The 19740-nt window shown below is 65.0% G+C and carries 19 protein-coding genes and 1 pseudogene; 11 read left to right on the top strand and 9 right to left on the bottom strand.

Annotated elements, in window-relative coordinates:
• The first annotated feature begins 240 nt into the window (after positions 1–240).
• Complete coding sequence (hmpA, locus tag JJL56_RS24805; protein WP_174436172.1) at positions 241–1467, top strand: NO-inducible flavohemoprotein; 1227 nt, start codon at positions 241–243, stop codon at positions 1465–1467.
• Positions 1468–1633: 166 nt separating this feature from the next.
• Positions 1634–1858 (top strand): hypothetical protein, encoded by a 225-nt coding sequence (locus JJL56_RS24800; RefSeq protein WP_247874577.1) that lies wholly within the window; start codon positions 1634–1636, stop codon positions 1856–1858.
• A 156-nt stretch (positions 1859–2014) separates the two neighbouring features.
• On the opposite strand, the gene JJL56_RS24795 is transcribed toward JJL56_RS24800, so the two are convergent.
• From JJL56_RS24795 to JJL56_RS24770, 6 genes are all read right to left on the bottom strand, one after another.
• Positions 2015–2293 (bottom strand): DUF6522 family protein, encoded by a 279-nt coding sequence (locus tag JJL56_RS24795; protein WP_174436171.1) that lies wholly within the window; start codon positions 2291–2293, stop codon positions 2015–2017.
• 138 nt (positions 2294–2431) lie between these two features.
• A complete protein-coding gene (locus tag JJL56_RS24790) occupies positions 2432–3106 on the bottom strand; it encodes a DUF4142 domain-containing protein (RefSeq protein WP_059399807.1) in 675 nt (224 codons plus the stop codon).
• Positions 3107–3129: 23 nt separating this feature from the next.
• Positions 3130–5043: a nitric oxide reductase activation protein NorD gene (locus JJL56_RS24785; RefSeq protein ID WP_174436170.1), complete on the bottom strand. Its 1914-nt coding sequence runs from the start codon at positions 5041–5043 to the stop codon at positions 3130–3132.
• 4 nt (positions 5044–5047) lie between these two features.
• Positions 5048–5863: a CbbQ/NirQ/NorQ/GpvN family protein gene (locus JJL56_RS24780; RefSeq protein WP_174436169.1), complete on the bottom strand. Its 816-nt coding sequence runs from the start codon at positions 5861–5863 to the stop codon at positions 5048–5050.
• Positions 5863–7212: a cbb3-type cytochrome c oxidase subunit I gene (locus JJL56_RS24775; RefSeq protein ID WP_200486698.1), complete on the bottom strand. Its 1350-nt coding sequence runs from the start codon at positions 7210–7212 to the stop codon at positions 5863–5865. Before JJL56_RS24775 ends, JJL56_RS24780 begins: the two co-directional genes overlap by 1 nt.
• 14 nt (positions 7213–7226) lie before the next feature.
• Complete coding sequence (locus tag JJL56_RS24770) at positions 7227–7679, bottom strand: c-type cytochrome (protein WP_174436167.1); 453 nt, start codon at positions 7677–7679, stop codon at positions 7227–7229.
• Positions 7680–8175: 496 nt separating this feature from the next.
• Between JJL56_RS24770 and nirK the strand changes: the two genes are divergently transcribed.
• The 3 genes from nirK to JJL56_RS24755 all read left to right on the top strand — a co-directional run bounded on the left by nirK (position 8176) and on the right by JJL56_RS24755 (position 10583).
• Positions 8176–9240, top strand: coding sequence for a copper-containing nitrite reductase (nirK, locus tag JJL56_RS24765; RefSeq protein WP_174436166.1), 1065 nt, complete (start codon positions 8176–8178; stop codon positions 9238–9240).
• A 147-nt stretch (positions 9241–9387) separates the two neighbouring features.
• The gene (locus tag JJL56_RS24760; RefSeq protein ID WP_200486697.1) at positions 9388–10014 is read left to right on the top strand and encodes a hypothetical protein; all 627 of its coding nucleotides are present in this window, start codon (positions 9388–9390) and stop codon (positions 10012–10014) included.
• Between the two features lie 23 nt (positions 10015–10037).
• Entirely contained in the window at positions 10038–10583 is a 546-nt protein-coding gene (locus tag JJL56_RS24755) for a hemerythrin domain-containing protein (protein ID WP_174436164.1), read from the top strand.
• A gap of 369 nt (positions 10584–10952) precedes the next feature.
• Here JJL56_RS24755 and JJL56_RS24750 read toward each other — a convergent pair whose 3' ends face one another.
• A complete protein-coding gene (locus JJL56_RS24750) occupies positions 10953–11834 on the bottom strand; it encodes a LysR family transcriptional regulator (protein WP_032492181.1) in 882 nt (293 codons plus the stop codon).
• Positions 11835–12198: 364 nt separating this feature from the next.
• Here JJL56_RS24750 and ccoN point away from each other — a divergent pair, with 364 nt between their 5' ends.
• Positions 12199–13608, top strand: a complete 1410-nt coding sequence (gene ccoN, locus JJL56_RS24745; RefSeq protein WP_247891238.1) for a cytochrome-c oxidase, cbb3-type subunit I — start codon at positions 12199–12201, stop codon at positions 13606–13608.
• A gap of 25 nt (positions 13609–13633) precedes the next feature.
• Positions 13634–14860: a cystathionine gamma-synthase gene (metB, locus tag JJL56_RS24740; RefSeq protein WP_200486695.1), complete on the top strand. Its 1227-nt coding sequence runs from the start codon at positions 13634–13636 to the stop codon at positions 14858–14860.
• A 120-nt stretch (positions 14861–14980) separates the two neighbouring features.
• On the opposite strand, the gene JJL56_RS24735 is transcribed toward metB, so the two are convergent.
• Positions 14981–15748: an IS6 family transposase gene (locus JJL56_RS24735; protein WP_200486694.1), complete on the bottom strand. Its 768-nt coding sequence runs from the start codon at positions 15746–15748 to the stop codon at positions 14981–14983.
• Positions 15749–15915: 167 nt separating this feature from the next.
• On the opposite strand from JJL56_RS24735, the pseudogene JJL56_RS24730 reads away from it, so the two are divergent.
• Positions 15916–16113 (top strand): annotated as a pseudogene (locus JJL56_RS24730) (IS6 family transposase); the annotation flags it as partial.
• Here JJL56_RS24730 and JJL56_RS24725 read toward each other — a convergent pair.
• On the bottom strand, positions 16109–16483 hold the full coding sequence (locus tag JJL56_RS24725) for a hypothetical protein (protein ID WP_200486693.1): 375 nt from the start codon (positions 16481–16483) through the stop codon (positions 16109–16111). The pseudogene JJL56_RS24730 and the gene JJL56_RS24725 sit on opposite strands and share 5 nt — an antisense overlap.
• Positions 16484–16954: 471 nt before the next feature.
• Here JJL56_RS24725 and JJL56_RS24720 point away from each other — a divergent pair, with 471 nt between their 5' ends.
• The 3 genes from JJL56_RS24720 (at position 16955) to JJL56_RS24710 (ending at position 19562) form a co-directional block, all read left to right on the top strand.
• The gene (locus tag JJL56_RS24720; protein WP_345772636.1) at positions 16955–17965 is read left to right on the top strand and encodes a recombinase family protein; all 1011 of its coding nucleotides are present in this window, start codon (positions 16955–16957) and stop codon (positions 17963–17965) included.
• Positions 17966–18004: 39 nt separating this feature from the next.
• Positions 18005–18241, top strand: a complete 237-nt coding sequence (locus tag JJL56_RS24715) for a helix-turn-helix domain-containing protein (RefSeq protein WP_200486692.1) — start codon at positions 18005–18007, stop codon at positions 18239–18241.
• Between the two features lie 385 nt (positions 18242–18626).
• Positions 18627–19562 (top strand): hypothetical protein, encoded by a 936-nt coding sequence (locus tag JJL56_RS24710; protein WP_200486691.1) that lies wholly within the window; start codon positions 18627–18629, stop codon positions 19560–19562.
• Positions 19563–19740 lie beyond the last annotated feature (178 nt).

Below are 19740 nucleotides of genomic sequence, written 5' to 3'. Positions count from 1 at the left end.
CAGCCACGGTTCCCAGGCGGTTCGTTACGCCAACAGTCCTTGGCGTGAAGAAGCGGACGAGCGCTTCGTACCCCGAAATATAGCGCATGGAAGCCGCTTCCGCAGCAGGAACTCCAGCGCCGTTGACGACCTATGCCTGGGCAATCGTAACCTTTTGAGGTCGGTCCGGTTCCGGGGAATTTGCCGGAACCGGTTGAATTGGCGGAGGGTTGAATCGCCATTGCAGCACGGAGACAATTCATGGCGGAGGCTCTCAGCAACCGAACCATCGACATCGTCAAGGCCACGGTTCCCGTCCTGGAGAAAGGCGGCACCGCGGTCACCGACCGCATGTATCAGCGATTGTTCCGCACCCCGGAAATCCGCGACCTGTTCAATCAATCTCATCATGGCGAGACCGGGTCGCAGTCCAAGGCGCTGACGGCGGCAATCATCGCCTATGGCCGCAACATCGACAACCTGGGTGTGCTGGCCTCGCGGGTGGAGCGGATCACGCAGAAGCATGTCGGGCTGAACATCCTGCCCGAACATTACCCCTATGTCGCCGATGCCCTGCTCGGCGCAATCAAGGACGTGCTGGGCGACGCCGCGACCGACGAGGTCCTCGACGCCTGGGGCGAGGCCTATTGGTTTCTGGCGGACGTGCTCAAAGCGCGGGAGGCCAGCGTCTACGCCGGGCTCGCCACGGCGCCGGGCGGATGGAACGGCTGGCGCGACTTCACGGTGGAGAGCGTGACGCCGGAGAGCGACATCATCCGCTCCTTCATCCTGGTTCCGGCGGACGGGCGCGGTGTGATCCGCCACCGCCCCGGTCAGTATCTGACCTTTGCGCTGGATATGCCGGGAGCCGGTGTGCTGAAGCGCAACTATTCCATCTCCTCCGCTCCGGATTCCCGGTCCTACCGCATCAGCGTCAAGCGGGAGGAGGGCTCGGGCAGGCCGGCGGGGCTGGCCTCCAACTGGCTGCACGATCACGTCAAGCCGGGCACGGTGCTGAAGGTGGCGCCTCCGGCCGGCGAATTCTTCCTCGACGAGGCTTCCGCCGGGCCGGTCGTTCTGCTGAGCGGCGGCGTCGGGCTGACCCCGATGATGAGCATGCTGGAGAGCATTGTCGGTTCCGGCGATGGCCGGCCGACCTGGTACATCCACGGCGCCGAGAACGGCCGCGTTCATGCGATGCGCGATCATTCCCGGGCACTGGCCGCTCAGGCTCGCAACATCACGCTGCGCACCTATTACAACGCCCCTGACCCGGCCGACGTTCAGGGGCGCGACTACGATGAGCGAGGTTTCATCAGCATGGATTGGATCGTGGCCAACACCCCGACGCAGGAGGCGGCCTACTATCTGTGTGGCCCTCGACCGTTCCTGCGCGCTATGGTCGGCGGCCTCGCCGGCCGGGGTGTGCCATTGGGCAGCATCCATTACGAGTTCTTTGGCCCAGCGGACGAACTGCTTGCCGTATGAGGTTTCAGGGCGTGCGCCGATTCAGTTCAGGGGGACCGCCAAGGGCGCGGCGCATGCTGCCTTCCAATTGCCACCATGCGCCTTTGCTCTGCAGGGAGTCACTGTAATGCCTCGAAATCCACGGCGCTCCGCTTTCTTGCAGAAGCATAATCTGGTGTCATTCCTATTGACCCATCTGGCGATTGGGGTCGTGGCCGGCGTTGTCGTTTGCCTCGGCCTTCTCGCGCTGGATGTCGCCAGTCTCCGTACACTGCTCCTTGGCTCCGACTACTGGCTGATCGGTTTCATCCTGCTCTTCGGCTCGGTTTGCGGAACGTTTGGCGGTGTGGCGATGGCTGTCGCCGTGATGAATCTGGGCGACTGGTCCGATCACCCGGATCGGGATTACTGACCCAACCCTGGCATCGTCAGGGGACGACCGCCGTGAAGCCGCGACGATCGGGTTGCCGTGTGGGGTTGAACAGAGGTCCTTGATCGACGGACCCGTCGTCCGGGCTCACGCCGCTCACATGGCCGCGCTCTTCGCGCCCTCCCATCCACCTCGACCTCATGCAACATGAAGTGCATGGCCCTGCGCGTCCAGAACCAGCACCGATTGCCGTGCCCGGTAGCGGAAGGTCACCCGCCTCCGACCATGGTCCACACCCGTTCCCTGTTCATGAACCTGATGGACCATGCCCTTCTTCAGTTCTTCCATGAAGGCGCCCGGTTCGAGGCCGAGGAGCGACCCCACGATCGCGGCGTCAAACACGAGATCCCCAGCTCCGTCCACCTCGGCAACCTGGGTTCCGAGCAGCGCTGCCGGCTGTGGTTGCGTTTCCGTCATGTCCGCCTCGCTTGTCCTTGGAATGATGACCGGAGGGGATCATGACATGAGGCGTTGTCGCCGTCTTTGCCCAGGGGCAAACGCACGAAAACTGCCCGGTCACCGGCGGCGCACCGTTCGCCATGGCGGCCGCCGGCCTCAACGGGCCTTGGTCGGATCGCCATACTGGACCGGCTGGCCCGTGGCCGGAGCGCTGATCCCGAAGCGGCCGGCCATCTGCCGCAGGGCGTCGCGGTCCTTCTGGATGGACACCAGACTGGTGATCGCGAAGGTGGCAAGCTCGCGGTCCGGCGTGTTCGACGCCTCGGTCTGGTAGAGGTCGACGATGCGGTCATGAATGCGAAGCTGCGCCTCAATGTAGCCCTTGGCGAAGGCATCGCCCGACGCCCCGGACAGCGCCTTGACGGCGTCCGGCGTCATGCCCTCCTGGGCGTTCGCCGGGTTGGTCACCGCCCCAGCGGCACCGAAGGCGTCAGCGCGCTCCGGCTTCAACTGGTCAGCCGGCGGCAGGGGGCGGGCCGAAGAAAGCCGCTTCAGGGACTCGCCCAAAGTGGTGTGGGTCTCCGCAATTCCTTTGGCCAGAGTCTTGAACGCCTCGTCCGGCCCCTTCTCCGCCGCAAGACGCCCGAGCTCCGCCTGCCTCTGGCTGGCCGCGGCCGCCTCCTTGAGGAAATGCGCATCCTCGACGGGCAGGGACTGCCCCGGTTGCGGCGGCAGGCGGGGCGTAGTGTCCGGCCGGATGTTGACCTGCGCCCAGGGAGAGCCGGACACCAGGACGGCTCCGAGGATGGCGGCAAGGATGATCCTGAGCATGATGCCTCCTGTTTCTTGAGCGTTCAGCCGGTCAGCTGGCGGTAGATGGCGGGCAGCGCCGCGGGCAGGCGGGCGGCGTGCGGGAAGATGGCGTAGGCGCCGGGGCCGAAGATGTAGGGCAGGTAATCGCGCCCCTTCTCGTCCACCGTGACGCCGAACAGCCGCAATCCGGCACGGCGCGCCTCCTGCACCGCCACGCGCGTGTCCTCGATGGCGTAGCGGCCCTCGTAATGGTCCGTGTCGTTCGGTTTGCCGTCCGTCAGCACCAGCAGAAGCCGGTGTGTGTGCGGGCGGTCCTTGAGAAGGGCCGTCGCGTGGCGCAGCGCCGCTCCCATACGTGTGTAGCTGCCCGGCTTGAGCGCCTGGATGCGGCGCACGACGCGGGCGTCCAACCGCTCCTCGAAGTCCTTTACGGTGCGCATGTCCACCCGGTGGCGCCGGTGCGAGGTGAAGGTGAGGATGGCGTGCTCGTCGCCGCAGGCGGTCAGCCCGTGCGTCAACGCCAGCAGAGCCTCCTTCTCGACGTCGAGCACGCGCCGATCCTCGATGCAGCTGTCGGTGGACAGCGAGACGTCGACCAGCACGCACACCGACAGGTCGCGGGCGACGTTGCGCACCGCCGTGTAGACCCGATCCGATCCGATGCCGCCTGCGCACCGGTCGGCGACCGAGCGGACCAGAGCCGACAGGTCGAGGTCATCACCGTCGGGCTGCCCGGTCATCATTTGGCGGCGCGGCCGCATCGCCTCGAACTGGCGGCGGACCAGGCGGATGCGGCGCAGCGCGTTGTCGTCGGGCCGCCACTCCTCCCCCTCCAGCGCGGCCGGCTCGGCGATCACGCGGCAATGGTCGGGATGATAGAGACGGCGTTTCCAGTCCCACTCGTGATAGGTGATTTCCGCCCGCAATGGCGCGACGTCGGCGTCCTCGGAGGCCAGATCGAGGTCGAGCTTGAGCTTGGTCGACGCCTTGCGCTCGTGCTGACCCACCGAGATCTCGTCCAAGTCCTCCGCGGCCTTGCGCGCGCTTTCCTCGTCGTCGTCCTCAACCTTGCGATTGAGATTGACCATCTCCGCCAGCCCGAGAATCTTCTCGAAGCGGTTCAGCATCAGCGGGTCGTCGCGCCGGGTCTGGTCGTTGTCGCGGCGCTTGGCCCTGCGGCGCTTGCCGTCGCCTTCGGCCCCGGCGCCGCCCTCCTCATCCGTCTCGGGGGAAGCGGCGCCCTCCGGTGGTGCGGACACCTCGCCCCACAGCGGCACCGGCAGGAAGGGCCGATAGCCGGAGGCGGCGCGGAAGCGGTCGAGCGGGACCGTCGCGTCGGTGACCGCGGCCAGCAGGTCCGGATCGGCTGGGCCGCCGCTGCCGATGAGCGTTCCAACGAGTGCCTCGACGGCGGCCTCCTGTCCGGGCAGCCGCCGTTTGGGCCGGGCCGCGCGCATGGCTTGGCAGAGCCGGACGTGCAGCGGGCGCAGACCCGGCCATTCATCGAGCGCCCGTTGCGTGGCCCGACGGGCCGAACGCAGGCGGACGAGGTCGGCCTGCAGCGGGTCGTCGGGCATCGCCGGAGGCGGTTCGGCCTGGACGAAAAAAATGGCGAGCCATTCGTAGAGCGCCGCGTTGTCCTCGCGGGAGGGGAAGACATCGACGCGGTCGGGAAGCTGGAGGGTGACGCCGTCGTAGCGGGCGCGCTCCAGCTTTTCCGTCCCGAGACCAAGACGCTGCTTCAAACCGAGGCGATGCCCGGAGGTTTCGGCGGAGGTCCCGGCGATGCGAACGGCACCGGGGCCGCCGAGCGCCCGAAACAGCACGCCGAGGCGCGCCCGCATCGCGTCCAGGCGAACCGCGGCGTCGGGATGACGCGGGTAGGACGCGGCGTCACCGACCAGACGGTGCCACAGGGCTCCGACGAACTCCTCGGGTTCCCAGATGGAGGCCATGCGATCATCCCAGCGTGAGTTCGGCGACCCGAAGCAGCGCCTTCTTGACCTCCGGGTCGTCGGTGAGCGGCTCGATCATCGACGCCAGGATCGCCTCGTCGCGAGGCATGCCGTCGCGGATCAAGGAGGCGCAATACACCAACAGCCGGGTCGACACTCCTTCCTCAAGATCCTGCCCCTTGAGAGCGCGCAGGGCATTGCCAAGCCGCACCAGCGGAGCGACCCGGTCTGCGGGCAGCCCGCTTTCCTGGACGACGATCCCGGTTTCGGCATCGGGCTTCGGGAAGCCGAACTCGATGGCGACGAAGCGCTGGCGCGTGCTGGGCTTCAACGATTTCAGGATGTTCTGGTAGCCGGGGTTGTAGGAGACGACCAGCATGAACGCCGCCGGGGCCTCCAGCAATTCGCCGGTGCGCTCCAGGGGCAGCAGGCGGCGGTCGTCAGTCAGCGGGTGCAGCACCACGGTGACGTCCTTGCGCGCCTCGACCACCTCGTCGAGGTAGCAGATCGCGCCTTCGCGCACCGAGCGGGTCAACGGGCCGTCGGTCCAGACCGTGTCGCCGCCTTTGAGCAGGTAGCGGCCGGTCAGGTCGGCGGCGGTCAGGTCGTCGTGGCAGGACACCGTGTGGAGCGGACGCCCCAGCCTTGCGGCCATGTGCGCGACGAAGCGGGTCTTCCCGCAGCCGGTAGGCCCCTTGAGCAACAGCGGCAGACGGTTGCGGTGGGCATGCTCGAACAACGCCACCTCGTTGCCGGTGGGAGCGTAGAAGGGGACGGCGCCGCCCGCCGTCCCATGCTGGGAGGACGTCTCCTCCGCCATCACTCGGCCGGCGCGACGGAGGGCTGGGTGCGCGCGGGCACCCGCCCGTGCGCCGGTCCGAACACCGCATAGACGAACATGAGCACCGAGATGACCACGAAGATGCCGGAACCCAGGCGCATCCAGTAGAACAAGGCCAGCTGCTCCTGGACCTCCATGTAGGTCATGCCCAGCACGCGCTGCAGATGGACCTGCACGACGCCCGCGAAGGTCAGCGTGAAGGTCATGAAGGCCATGGCCGAGGTCATGATCCAGAAGCTCCACATGTTGAGCACCTGGTTGTAAGGCGCGCGGCCGCGCAGGCTCGGCAGGGCGTAGCTGATGATCGCGAGGTTCAGCATCACGTAGGCTCCGAAGAAGGCAAGGTGCCCGTGCGCCGCGGTGACCTGGGTGCCGTGGCTGTAGTAGTTGACCCAGGACAGCGTGTGCATGAAGCCCCACACGCCAGCACCGAAGAAGGCCATCACCGGGGTGCCGAGCGTCCACAGGAAAGCGGCCTTGTTCGGGTGGTCGCGCCGCCCCTTCCAGGCCATGGTGAAGGCGAACACGACCATGGCGAAGAAGGGCGCGACCTCCAGCGTGGAGAACAGCGAGCCGATCCACTGCCAATAACCCGGAGCACCAATCCAGTAGTAATGGTGGCCGGTGCCCAGCAGGCCGGAGAAGAGGGCGAGGCCGACGATGGCGTAGAGCCACTTCTCCACGACCTCGCGGTCGACGCCGGTCATCTTGATGACCAGGAAGGCGAGGACAGAGGCCATCACCAGTTCCCACACGCCCTCGACCCACAGATGGACGACGTACCACCAGTACAGCTTGTCCAGCGCGAGGTTGGTCGGGTTGTAGAAGGCGAACAGGAAGAAGACCGCGATTCCCCACAGCCCGAGCAGGAGGACGTTGGTGATCGCCGTCCTGCGGCCTTTGATCACGGTCAGCGAGACGTTGTAGAGGAAGATCAACGCCGCGACGACGATGCCGATCTTCACCCACAGCGGCTGTTCGAGGAACTCGCGCCCCTCGTGGATGCCCAGCGTGTAGCCGACCACCGCGCCCAGCGCGCCGACCATCAGGATGGCCAATTGGGCGTAGGCGAGCATCGGGCTCTCGATGTCGCGCTCCGCCTCCTCCGGGATCAGGTAATAGGCCGAGCCGAAAAAGCCGAGCAGGAGCCACACGATCAGCGCGTTGGTGTGGATCATGCGCAGGATGTTGAAGGGCAGGATCTCGGACAGGAAGTTCGGCAGGACGTAGACGGTCCCGGCGAGCGAGCCGACCAGCACCTGGACGACGAACAGGGCCATCGCGCAGGCGAAGTACCAATAGGCGATGCGTTGGGTCGCGTATTTCATGCCATGCCTCCCCTTCAGCCCGCTTGGTTCGGTGGCCAGCCTTGCGTGTCGATGCGGCTGGTCCATTCGAGGAAGTCGACGAGGTCGTTGAGTTCCGCGTCGGTCAGGTTGAACTGCGGCATCTGGCGGCGCCCCTCGACCCCGCTGGGCTGCGACTGCATCCAGGCGATCAGCGCCGTGCGCGCGCCTTCGGCGTCCTCCCGCCCGCCGTAGCGGACCCAGACGTTGCCGAGCTCCGGGGCGAAGTAGGCACCCTCACCAAGCAGCGAGTGGCAGTTGATGCAGGCGTTCCTCTCCCACACGTGCTTGCCGCGTGCGACGCTGTCGGACAGCGTGGCCTCGTCCGTGCTGGTCATTCGAATGTAGTAGTGGCTGTGAATCGTCAGGGCGACGAAGGTGACGAAGAAGAAGAGCGACCCGCCGTAGAAGATGTTGCGCGCCGCTGATTTCGTGAACCGCTCGGCCATCACCTCCCCCTGCTATCGTTACACGGTTAGGTTACGCGTCCAACACCAGTGGAAGCGCAAACAGGACCGTTGGGCCAGTGCGGAAAAGGATAGGATGGAACGACCGAGTGTCCTCGAACGCGGTTCTCGAAGCCGAAGGGTGCTGCATGGCGCGGCAATCCTGTGCGGCGGCATTGTTCACGCCGTGAGCCGCGGCGGGATGTCGCAAGGGCGCCGGACCGATTCCATGCTCCCAGCGGGACGGACGATGAGCTGCTCAGTGACCTCATCAGCATCCGCCTTGTGATTTGTGGTTTTTCTCAGTCCTTTGCAGGCGATACACCCCTTCAACCCCCTCGCTCCAGAAAGCAACTTCTCGCAATTGCGAAAAAATCAGAATAAAAACGGAAGTGATCGGAGTGTTGCCCTTACCTAAAATTCTTGACGACCGTTAAGTAACGGGGCCGGGAAATCCGGGATGTTGGCTTCAGAAGCAACACTCGCCCTGGATTGCATCATGAAAACCAAGACCTTCCTGGCCACCGTCAGCGCCGCCGCCCTCATCGCCCTGTCGGGGATCGGCGCCGCATCGGCCACCACGCTGTACGCCGAGCCGAAGGTCAAGGAGCCGACGGTCGACATCGTCCAGGACCCCGCGGCGGTCCCGGCGCCGGAAGCGGCGGGCACACGTGCGCCCAAGACCCACAACGTCGTGCTGACCACGACCGAGGTCGAAGCCAGGCTGGATGACGGCACGACCTACACTTACTGGACGTTCAACAACAAGGTCCCCGGCCCGATGGTCCGCGTCCGTGTCGGCGACACGGTGAACGTGTCCATGACGAACGCGCCCGGATCGATCATGAACCATTCCATTGATTTCCACGCGGCCACCGGTTTCCTTGGCGGCGGACAGATCACCCAGGCGGAGCCGGGCCAGACCAAGGAATTCTCGTTCAAGGCGATGGCGCCGGGCGTCTACGTCTATCACTGCGCCACCCCGATGGTTGCCCAGCACATCGCCAAGGGCATGTTCGGTCTGATCGTGGTCGAACCCGAAGACGGTCTGCCGAAGGTCGACAAGGAATTCTACGTCATGCAGCAGGAGATCTACGCCACCAAGGCGAAGAACCTGCCGGCGGCGGAAGACGACTACGACGGCTTGGTGAACGAGAAGCCCGGCTATCTGGTGTTCAACGGCGCCGTGGGTGGTCTGGTGAAGGACAAGCCGCTGAAGGCCAGCGTGGGCGAAACCGTGCGCATCTGGTTCGGTGTCGGCGGGCCGAACTTCACCTCGTCGTTCCATGTCATCGGCGAGATCTTCGATCGCGTCCACAATCTCGGTGCCCTGGACACGCCGCCGCTGAAGAACGTGCAGACGGTCACGGTGGCGCCGGGCGGGGCGACGATGGTGGAGTTCAAGGTCGACTATCCGGGCAAGTACGCCTTGGTCGACCACGCTCTGAGCCGCGCCACCAAGGGGCTCATCGGCATTCTGGAAGTCGATGGCAAGGCGGATGACAGCGTCATCCTCGACAAGAGCGGCGACTCCCGCAAGCAGCTCGGCGAGATGAAGCATTGATCCCACCCCGGTGGGATGCGCAGGGGGAAGGGTGGGGGGCGAGACCCTGCCTTCCTCCGTTGGGCATTTCCCGCTTGCCACCGGTGGTGGCCGTGCCGTTTGCGCGAGGACAAAGAGGCCCTCGCATCATCGTGGCATGATCCGGTTATGACCTTTCCATCCTTTTATGATGCGGCGCCGCGGCTCGTCGTGTGCGATCCGCTCAGCGCGTTCCTCGGCGCGGCCGAGGACGGTCTGCTTGAGTATGGCTATGCCGATGCGGTGCGGCTGGCCGGCCATTCCTGCCCGACCGTCGCGGGCGCTTACCTGATGACCATACGGTCACTGGAGCGTCTGTATCCCGATGAGGTGCCCGAGCGCGGGGCCGTTGCGGTGTCTGTTCGCGAGGCCGCCGCCGAAGGCGTGGCCGGTGTGATGGCAAGCGTCGCCACGCTGCTGACCGGAGCGACGGAGAGCACCGGCTTCAAAGGCATCGCTGGCCGCTTCGACCGCCGGAACCTCCTGTCCTTCGGGGTCGGCATTCAAGGGACAATGGCCTTCGTCCGCATGGACACGGGAGCGGGAGTGCAAGCGACGCTCGACAGCGGCGTCGTGCCGGTCGATCCGGCGATGCCCGGCCTTCTGCAGCGCCTGTTGTCCCACGCGGCATCCCCGGACGAAGTGGCACAGTTCCGCATCCTGTGGCAGGAGCGGGTCCGACGCATGCTGGTGGACCACGCCGACGATCCTCGACTGGTCAGGCTTGCCGCTTGGAATGGCCGACCCGACGCGTGACCCCCTTTCAAAAGACTTCGGACATGCACACCGACAGCAAGACCGGCCAACTCCTGCACGATGATCATCACCGGACCATCGACCTTCTGAACGCGTTCGAAGCCTACCTGGAGCGCACCACGGAAGACGACATCCCACATCTGGACGTGGACGGTCGCGTTCTGCTCGCCACCCTTGGCAAGGAGTTGGGCCAGGACCTCGAACGGCATTTCCTCCTGGAAGAGCAGTGGCTCTTCCCGCCCATTGCCGCCGCTGGCGCTTACGAGATGACGGCCGACCTCTCGACCGACCACGAAGCCCTGCGCCCGCTCGTCCGCCGCATCACCCGGCTGTGTGCCCTGGCTCTGCGTGAGGGGTTCGATGAGGAAAGCTGGCCGGTCTTCCGCCATTTCGGGCAGCAATTGATCGAGGGCCTCGTCCTGCACATTCAAAAGGAAGAGACCGCACTGCTCAGTGCCGTTGACGCCGTGCTCACGCCGACACAGGACGTCTCCCTTGCACGGGCTTACCGTTGTGGGCAAGAGGCGCTTGGCGGCGCGGATGAACGCGCATCATTGCCGCAGGTTTAGGACGGGCATTCAGCGGCAGGTTCAGCGGCAGATCGGTCGCGGCCAACGTGCGCCGGTGTTCCGAACCGCATCAAGCCGGATTCATCGGCTCGGTGGGCGGGGCGGGTTTGTCCTCGGGTTCCGCCGGCGCGGCGGGCACGGGCTCGTCCTCCTGCTCGTCCGGAAGACGACCGAGGCAGGACCCGTCGGGGCGTGCGAAGGGAGACGAGGGCGGGGGTGCGGACCGCTGGGGCTTCATGGTGATTCCTCCCTTCCTGTCAGAACACCGTTCACGCCGCATCATCGCGACGGCGTGAAAGCCTGCCGGTGAGGCGGCATCCATTTGCGGGCATCAGCCCCGCGCGCGCCGACGCCGGCCGGAACGGGATTTTATTGGGCGTCGGCGCCTTGTTGAGAATTCCCTGTCACCTCGTCAGAGCCGAGGATGGCCCGCAGGCCTTCGAACGCGGTTTCGAGAACGCTGACATCAGGCTCCGCCGGGTGAACGGCGTAGATGGGCAAACTGAACGGGTGCGCTTCGGGAACGACTTCCCCCACCCCCTGGTCGAGCATGGGCTGGACCAGACTCCGTGGGAAATGCCCGGTTCCCCCGCACTGCCTGACATAGTCCAGCCCGAGCGTGCCGACGCCGATCGACAAGGGTGTGGACAGAAGCTCCGGATTTCGCAAACGGATGCTGCGCTGGAATTCGTCGCTCCAGTCGATGAGGACGTAGTGGTCGCCACCGGCGCTCGGAGCGGGGCGAACCCTCACAAGGACCAAATCCTCTTCCAGCAGCAGGCGCACCGCGAGGCCCGGCACGGCGCGCGGCGAATAGAGGACCGCGAGATCGAGCGTCCCGTCGCGAAGGCGCTGGAGCAGATCGTCCGCCAACCCGACCTCGCACCGCAGGGCGATGTCTTCGGCATTCCGCCGCATCCAGGGAATCCAACGGTTCAGCATCCGGTTCCACAGACCGGCCTCGCTGCCGATGCGCAGCAGGGCGCGATGCCCGATGGGAAGCGCGGCCTCCTGCCGGGCCTGCTCCCAAAGGCGGAGCATGGCGATGGCGTGACGCTGGAACCGGACCCCGGCCGCGGTGAGCATTGCGCCGTTCTTGTTGCGCACGAACAATTGGCAACCGAGCTGATCCTCCAAGTGCCGGATGCGCGTGCTGACCGTCGATTGCGTGACGTGCAGCCGCTCGGCCGCCGCGACGAAGCTTCCAGCCGTGGCCGCCTCAAGGAAAGTGCGGGCCGTTTCCATGTCCATGCGACGCCCCCACCGGAACTTGCATCGGCTATTCCGATGCAATCCATCGAATAAATTCGCTTTTGCTATGTGTAGGCGCGACCTAGGCTCTGCGCAACCGTGTTACGAGCCGTCGGGCAAGGCGCCTGTGATCCTCCCATTCCAAAACGGGACGGGAGTCCGCGCGCCCTGCGCTGGGCGGCCCTGACCGGCCATCGCCGACCGGGCCGCCATGACGTCGGCTGTCCGGCCGTTCCCGCCTTGCGACGTCGACAGGGTCTTGCGCATGACCGATCTCGCGATCAGCACCACGCTATCCATACCCGGGGCCGGACGGACGGACGGCGACGCGGCCTCGTACGACGCCGGAGACGCCGCGGTGCGGATGTTCATTCGGGCATCCCTGTTCTGGTGTGTGGCCGGGCTGGCAATGGGCTTGTGGGTTGCCCTTCTGCTGGTCGCTCCGACGCTCAATCTTGGACTGGAATGGACCAGCTTCGGCCGCGTCCGGCCGATCCACACCACTCTGATCGTTTATGCCTTCACCGGGAACGCGCTGATCGGCTCGTCGTTCTTTGTGGCGCAGCGGACCTGCCGAACCGCCCTGTGGGGAAGCCGGGAACTGCACCAGCTGCTGTTCGGGTGCTATCAGATCTTCGTCCTCCTGGCGGTGTCCGGCTACGTGATCGGCGCCACCCAGAGCAAGGAATACGCGGAGTTCGAGTGGTACACCGACCTGTTCCTGCTCGGTGTGTGGCTGCTCTACGCGACGATCCTGGTCCGGACGATCCTGCAGCGGCGGGAGAGGCACATCTACGTGGCTCTGTGGTTCTACCTGTCCTTTGTCATCGTCGTCGGCATGGTGCACACGCTGAACAATCTGGCCGTGCCCGTCTCCTTCACCGGAGCGAAGAGCTACCCGTTACTGTCCGGCGTGCAGGATGCCATGGTGCAGTGGTGGTTCGGGCACAACATCGTCGGCTTTTTCCTGACCGCCGGCGTCGTCGGCATGATGTATTATTTCGTGCCGAAACAGGCGGATCGGCCGGTCTATTCATACCGCCTGTCGATCGTGCACTTCTGGTCGCTGGTGTTCATCTACATCTGGGCCGGTCCGCACCACCTGCACTACACGGCTCTGCCGGACTGGGCGCAAACGCTGGGCATGACCTTTTCGATCATGCTGTGGATGCCGTCCTGGGGCGGCATGATCAACGGCATCATGACCCTGTCGGGTGCCTGGGACAAGCTGCGCACCGACCCGGTCCTGCGCTTTCTCGTGACGTCGGTGGCCTTCTACGGCATGTCGACCTTCGAGGGTCCGCTGATGGCCATCAAGCCGGTGAACGCCCTGTCGCACTACACCGACTGGACCGTCGGCCATGTGCATTCCGGGGCGCTCGGCTGGGTGGCTTTCATGGTGTTCGGCTCCCTCTACCACCTCGTCCCGCGGCTCTGGGGGCGGGAGCGCCTGTACTCCGTGGCGCTGGTCAGCCTGCATTTCTGGACGGCGAGCGTGGGCATTCTGCTCTACATCGCCGCTATGTGGGTGTCGGGCATCATGCAGGGTCTGATGTGGCGCGCCTACGACACCCTTGGCTTTCTTCAATATTCGTTCGTCGAGACGGTCACGGCCACTCACCCCTTCCATGTCATCCGCGCAGCCGGCGGCGCCCTGTTTCTCGCGGGGGCGCTCATGATGGTCTACAACCTGGTGCGCACCATGCGTGGCGATGTGGCGAGCGAGCCCGGACGGACAAGCCGCGCCGCGAACCTTCGGGCGGCGGCGCGCTGACGCGCGCCATCGGGACAGGCCAGGAGTGGCCGAACAGCCGGACCACGGCACGCAGCAAAGGATGCCGAGCATGGACAATGGGAAATCCCCGCAGACGATCGCCGCCGCCAACGGCATCGGGAGCGACGCGCAGTACGGCGCGGTGACGCCGCCGATTCACCTGTCGACCACCTACCGGTTTCCCGGCTTTGAGAAGCCCGGACCATACGACTATTCGCGAACGGCCAACCCGACGCGCGATCTGCTCGCCGATACCCTCGCCCAATTGGAGGGCGGGGCCGGTGCAGTGGTCACGGCCACCGGCATGGCCGCCGTCAGCCTGCTGCTGGCGATGCTTGACCCTGGCGACCTGATAGTCGCTCCTCACGATTGCTACGGCGGAACCCATCGCCTGCTTTCGATGCGAGCGGCGAAGGGGCATTTCGACGTGGCGTTCGTCGATCTGAACGAGGCGGCAGGTTTCGCCGAGGCTCTTCGACGCGGCCCGGCCCTTATTCTGATCGAAACACCGAGCAATCCGCTGATGCGCATCACTGACATCGCCAAACTGGCCGAACAGGGCAAGGCGGCGGGAGCCAGGATCGCCGTCGACAACACCTTCCTTTCGCCCGCGCTCCAGCAACCCCTGGCGCTCGGGGCCGACTTCGTCATCCATTCAACGACCAAGTACCTCAACGGCCATTCCGACGTCGTGGGGGGAGCTGTCATCGCCGCGCACACGCAGGATCTGAACCACCTCAAGGAATGGGCGAACGCGATGGGCCTCACAGGGTCGCCCTTCGACGCGTACCTGACGTTGCGTGGCTTGAGAACGCTGTTCCCACGGCTGGAGTACCAGCAGCGCACCGCCTTTGCGGTGGCCGATTTTCTCGATCGTCATCCGTGCGTGGAGACCGTGCATTATCCAGGCCTGCCGTCTCACCCTGGCCACGCCATCGCGGAGCGCCAGCAGCGTGGTTTCGGCGCCATGCTGAGCTTCAACATCAAAGGCGGAGCGGACGGCGCACGCCGTTTCGTGGAGGCGGTGAAAGTGTTCACGCTCGCCGAGTCCCTTGGCGGCATCGAAAGCCTCGTCGCTCATCCGGTGACGATGACGCACGCGAGCATGGGGATCGAGGCGCGGCGCGCAGCGGGCATTGACGACAGCCTGTTGCGCTTGTCCATCGGATTGGAAGGGGAACGAGACTTGCTCATGGATTTGGACCAAGCCCTGAGAACGGTCGCTCCGCTGCTTGGTCGCAGTTCCGTGTAAGGGTTCCGTCAGGTGTCGCGCCATACATGAGTCGACGATGCCAAAGGGCTGGCGGGAGGGGCTCTGTTGCAAAGTTTACCGGCAGGCGCGAGATGATGGTAACGGGCATCACCGCCGATGCTATGCATCCTGGAGTTCGAGCTGCTGGCTGATGAACTGGACGGCCTCGGCGAGCACGCAGGGTCCGACGTTGAAGGCGCGTTCGACGAGGCGCGCCTCGCCCCGCATGTCGCGGGTGATGTTGAAGCTGGACGCTTGGCCTTTGCGGAGCGCCCGCATCACCTCAAAGCCCTTGACCGTTGCGTAGGCTGTCTTCAGGGTCTTGAAGCCCCGCACCGGGCGGATCAACTGCTTCAACTTGCCGTGGTCGACTTCCACCACATTGTTCAAGTATTTGACCTGCCGGTGCTCCGTGTTCTCCGGGCATTTGCCTTCGGCTTTCAGTTCCGCCAGGGCTGGCCCATAAGTCGACGCCTTGTCGGTGTTGATGACCGTCGGCGTCTCCCACGCCTTCAGACCGTTCAACGCCTTGGACAGGAAGCGCTTGGCGGCGGCGGTGTTGCGCGTGGGAGAGAGGTGGAAGTCGATGGTGTTGCCATGCTTGTCAACGGCACGGTACAGGTAGGTCCACTTGCCACCGACCCTCACGTAGGTCTCGTCGACCCGCCAGCTGGTCGACCTCGGACAGCGCCACTGCCCGCGTAACCGCTTCTCGATCTCCGGCGCGTACTTCTGCACCCAACGGTAAATGGTCGAGTGATCGACCGAAACACCGCGCTCGGCCATCATCTGTTCGAGATCACGGTAGCTGATGCCGTATCGGCAGTACCAGCGCACCGCCCAGAGCACAATCTCACCCTCGCAGTGGCGTCCCTTGAAGTCCGACACGGCTTGGCTCCCAACAGCGTCCAGCCATTTCGCCGCCTGCCGGCCAACTTTGCAACGGAGCCTGGGGCGACATAGCGGCCTGTTCGAACCACAGGTACTGGCGCAGGCACTGTCAACTTGTTGATCACTCAGTTGCCCGGGTCGACGGAGGCGGGGTATGGGACGGCATGACGACGCGTCCCGATCCCCGCTACGCCGGCTTTCGCTATCCAGCCGAGATCATTGCGACGGCGGATTGGCTGTACTTCCGCTTTCCGCTCAGTCTGCGGATGGTCGAGGAGCTGCTGGCGGCGCGCGGCATCACCGTCAGCGACGAGACGGTGCGCCAGTGGGAGCTGAAGGTCGGTCGTGAGTTTGCTATTAGAAACTTTCCTTAAAAAAACACTGATTAAACCATTGATTCCGGAGGGAGAGGGTCGCTTTGGTGTTGAGAAAACAATGTCTTTGGCGCTCAGATTTTTCAAAGAAAATTATCAGAAGAAAGCAACACCGGGCTTGCCAGCCGGCGCGCAGCGCGGGCGGCGAGCGGGCGAGGCGCTCGTCGAGGCGGACCAGCGCCGCCGTGGCGGCGGCGACCGCGGCGACCAGCGGCGGCGTTCCCCCGCTCAGCGGCGCGGGCGCCGGCTCCTCGTCGACCCGCGGCCGCCAATCGACGTCCTCCGCCGCGTCGTCATCGTCCCAGGCGCGGCGGGGCGGCAGGGCGTCGTCGTCGGGGTGGGGGAGGAGGCGCGGCATCGGTGATCCGGGCGGGTGGGGGACAGCGTCGCTCGATGACGGGCGCTCAGGGACGATAGAAACCAGAAGGTTGGAGAGCAAGAGCGAAGCTAGAAGGCGTTTAGCTTCTCTCTGCCGGAGTCTGCAGGGCGGCCGGTCCTGATAAACCGCCGATAAGCCACGCTATCGCATGTTTATCGGAGATGTCGGCTGTCGAAATAACCTGAACTGAAGGGTTTTCAGCCGGAATCCCGGTCGCAATAACGTGAACTGGCGCCTGCTCCCGCCGCCGTTCCCACCTCAATAGCCTTTACTGACATCCCCAATAACCTTGACCGGCGCTCCGATCTGGCCGGACCGAAGCCTCACGCCATAGGCGTTTCAACGCCCCGGCCGGAGGTCCCGGACCGGATGTGGAATGGGTGCGGTCGCCCGAAAATTTTTTCCGCTGGTCCATAACCGGACGGTTGTTGACCGTTGCAAGCCTTGAAAATGCCAGGTTTTCGCAATACGACTTGGGTAACCGCCGCTTCGACGGATGAAAGAAGGCAGGCCATGGCGCTGATCGGCTACGCGCGCGTCTCCACCGAGGACCAATCCACCGAGGCGCAGTTCCTCGAACTGAAGCGGTTCGGCTGCACCGAGATCGTACGCGAGAGCGCCTCCGGTGCCGACCGCGAGCGTCCACAGCTCAAGGCCGTGCTGGCCCGCGTCCGTAGGGGCGACACGCTGGTCGTCGCGCGCATCGACCGGCTGGCCCGCTCGCTCGCCCATCTGCTGGAGATCATCGAGACGCTGGAGCGCAAGGGGGTGGCCTTCAAGTCGCTGGGCGATCCCATCGACACCGGCAGCCCACAAGGCAAGTTCACTCTGCAGATCCTCGGTGCAGTGGCCGAGTTTGAGCGCTCCCTCATCCGCGAGCGCACCAAGGCCGGCGTACGGGCGGCCAAGGCGCTCGGCCGGCAGCCGGGCAACCCCGGCCTGATCTCCGGCGACCCGCTGACCCGCCGCCGTGTCGCCCGAGCGCGCGACGAGCGCCTGAGCGAGCGGGTCATCGCCGGTGCCGACGAGTTCCTGCCCATCGTGCGGCGCCTGCGACCGGCCCAGCCGTGGGACCGCGTCGTTGACGTACTCAACACAGCGATGAAGAAGCGGCCCGGCGACAACTCGGCGCCGTGGACGCGCGACGCCCTGATCCGCGCGGTGCGCCGTCTGGTCGCCGACGGCTTGGCGCAACCTGAGTTGCTGAAGGCGGCGCCGCGCCGCTCCAAGAAGGCGGTGGCACAGGCCAAACGACTGCTAGAATTGGTCGCCACCATTCACAACGCCGCCGAAGCCGGGCAAAAGCCGACACTGGCCCGCATCGGCCGGCAGTTGGAGCGTCAGGGTGTGCGCACCGGAACCGGGGCCAAGACCTGGGCACCGTCAAGTGTCAAGTCCCTGCTCGACCGCGCGCGTGAGCAAGGCTTGCTGGACGGACTGCCCAGCTCAGCGATGGAATAGCCCCACACACCGGAGAGCACCCTTGAGCGAGACAGCATCATGACCCCCACCCAGTGCAAAGCCGCTCGCCGGAGGCTCGCCTGGTCCATTGAGGAGTTGGCGCATCGAGCCATGCGCAGCCATACCGTTGTCGGTGAATTCGAACGCGGCAAGAAGCCCGGCAGTGCGGCGGTCCTTGCCTCCCTCCGCCGCGCCTTTGCCGAGGCCGGGGTGGATGCGGAAGCAATCCCGGCAGACGATGGCAACGATGCGGAGGATGCGGCATGTTCACGGTGAGCGAGGACGAACGCGCGGCGATCTGCCGGGCCTATGAGGAGAGTGGCGAATGGGCGGCCGTTGCGGAACTGCGCCGCTACTTTTCCATCGAGGACAATCAGAGAGCCCTGTACGCGGTGCGCAGCATCTTACGGTGGAGACCAGCTTCCGTCCCCCGCCCAGCCTAGGCGAGTAGCCTCTGTCAAACCCGGCGCGGTTCACCTTGGGCATGAGATTCCTTCGCCAGCTGCTTACTAAATTCCATTCCTTGTCGATATTGCAGCTATGGCCGCCCGCTGGTACTGTCGAGCATCGGCTAACCAGCCGTGCCGTCCACATTGGCAAAGCCTTCGGGGCAGGTTCTTAGCACCATCCTGACACTCTCTTCCGAGGCGCTCAGGGCTTAGTGGGCACGCCTTTCTCCAGCGCCGAGAAGGGGGATGGCATCCGTTTTTTCTTTCCTAATCTCACCCGTCCGAAAAAAGCCGCGAAGCACCTTTCCGCGGCGTTTCCGGAGATTTCTCTGTCTGGTGTTCAGCGGGCCATTGCCGTGGCCTGCGGCTACCGCGACTGGCACGAGCTTGAGATCAGCCACACCGCCGCCGAGCCAAGCATCCTGGATGAGCACTTGCCCGAAGGCGCCTTCCGGGAACGGGCCGTCACGCTGGTGCGCAGCCTGGGGGCGTCGCTGAACATTCTTGATGGCGACGTGCAGTCGGCGTTACCCGACATGAGGCTTACCGGAAATCGAGCTTTCACCTATGAGGATCATGAGGCGATCAGAACGGCGTGTTGGCGGGCTGGCCCAATTCCTTGGAAAGAAGGTCGGCATCCCGGCGTCATCTTTCGTATCAAAAGCAAGGGCTTCTCCAAGTCAGAACCACATTGGTGGCGCCGATCCACGAGCGCAGTAAGATTCATCGACCACTCCGCCTCCAACGGCGTATGTGCAACGTTCGAGGCGGTTGTCCCACGCACCCGGATGGCGGATTTCATACCCCGGCGCCTATGGTTGCCATATGGCTGGATGGACATCGAGGACGGCAGCCGGGTTCTGTTTTCCCGCGATTATCTGCCTCTGTGGCGGATCGCTGATGGCAAAGTGGAACGGCTCATGCCAACAACTGAGGTTCATGCTTACCGTGACCGGCAATGGTTTCCGGAAAGTGGCAGGCCGTGGTCCTATGGCCCAGCGAGAGAAGCCGCGGAGCGGATGCTGGCGGAATACGGCATCACGGCGCTTCCCCGGTTGGCGGACGTTCTTCCAATCCTGATCCAGGACGAGCACATCGACGTCAAGGGTGCAGCTAAGGTGCTGGATGGCGTGCGAGAACTGGCTTAGGTGAAAATAAATGGGGAGGCCGGTCATGCCCCCCACTTGTGAAGCAGCTGATGGACAAGCGGCCAAGCCGTGACGCGCCACGCTTCCCAATCTCACGCGGTGCGTTCTCCGCTCATGGCGGCAGCAACGAGGGCCTGCGCCTCGCCGGCCACGGCCCGTCCGGTCTCCCGGCGCTCGC

The sequence above is a fragment of the Azospirillum aestuarii genome (assembly GCF_016632405.1).
In the GTDB taxonomy this organism is placed as follows: Bacteria; Pseudomonadota; Alphaproteobacteria; order Azospirillales; family Azospirillaceae; genus Azospirillum; species Azospirillum aestuarii.
This window is presented reverse-complemented; position numbering and strand designations above follow the sequence as displayed.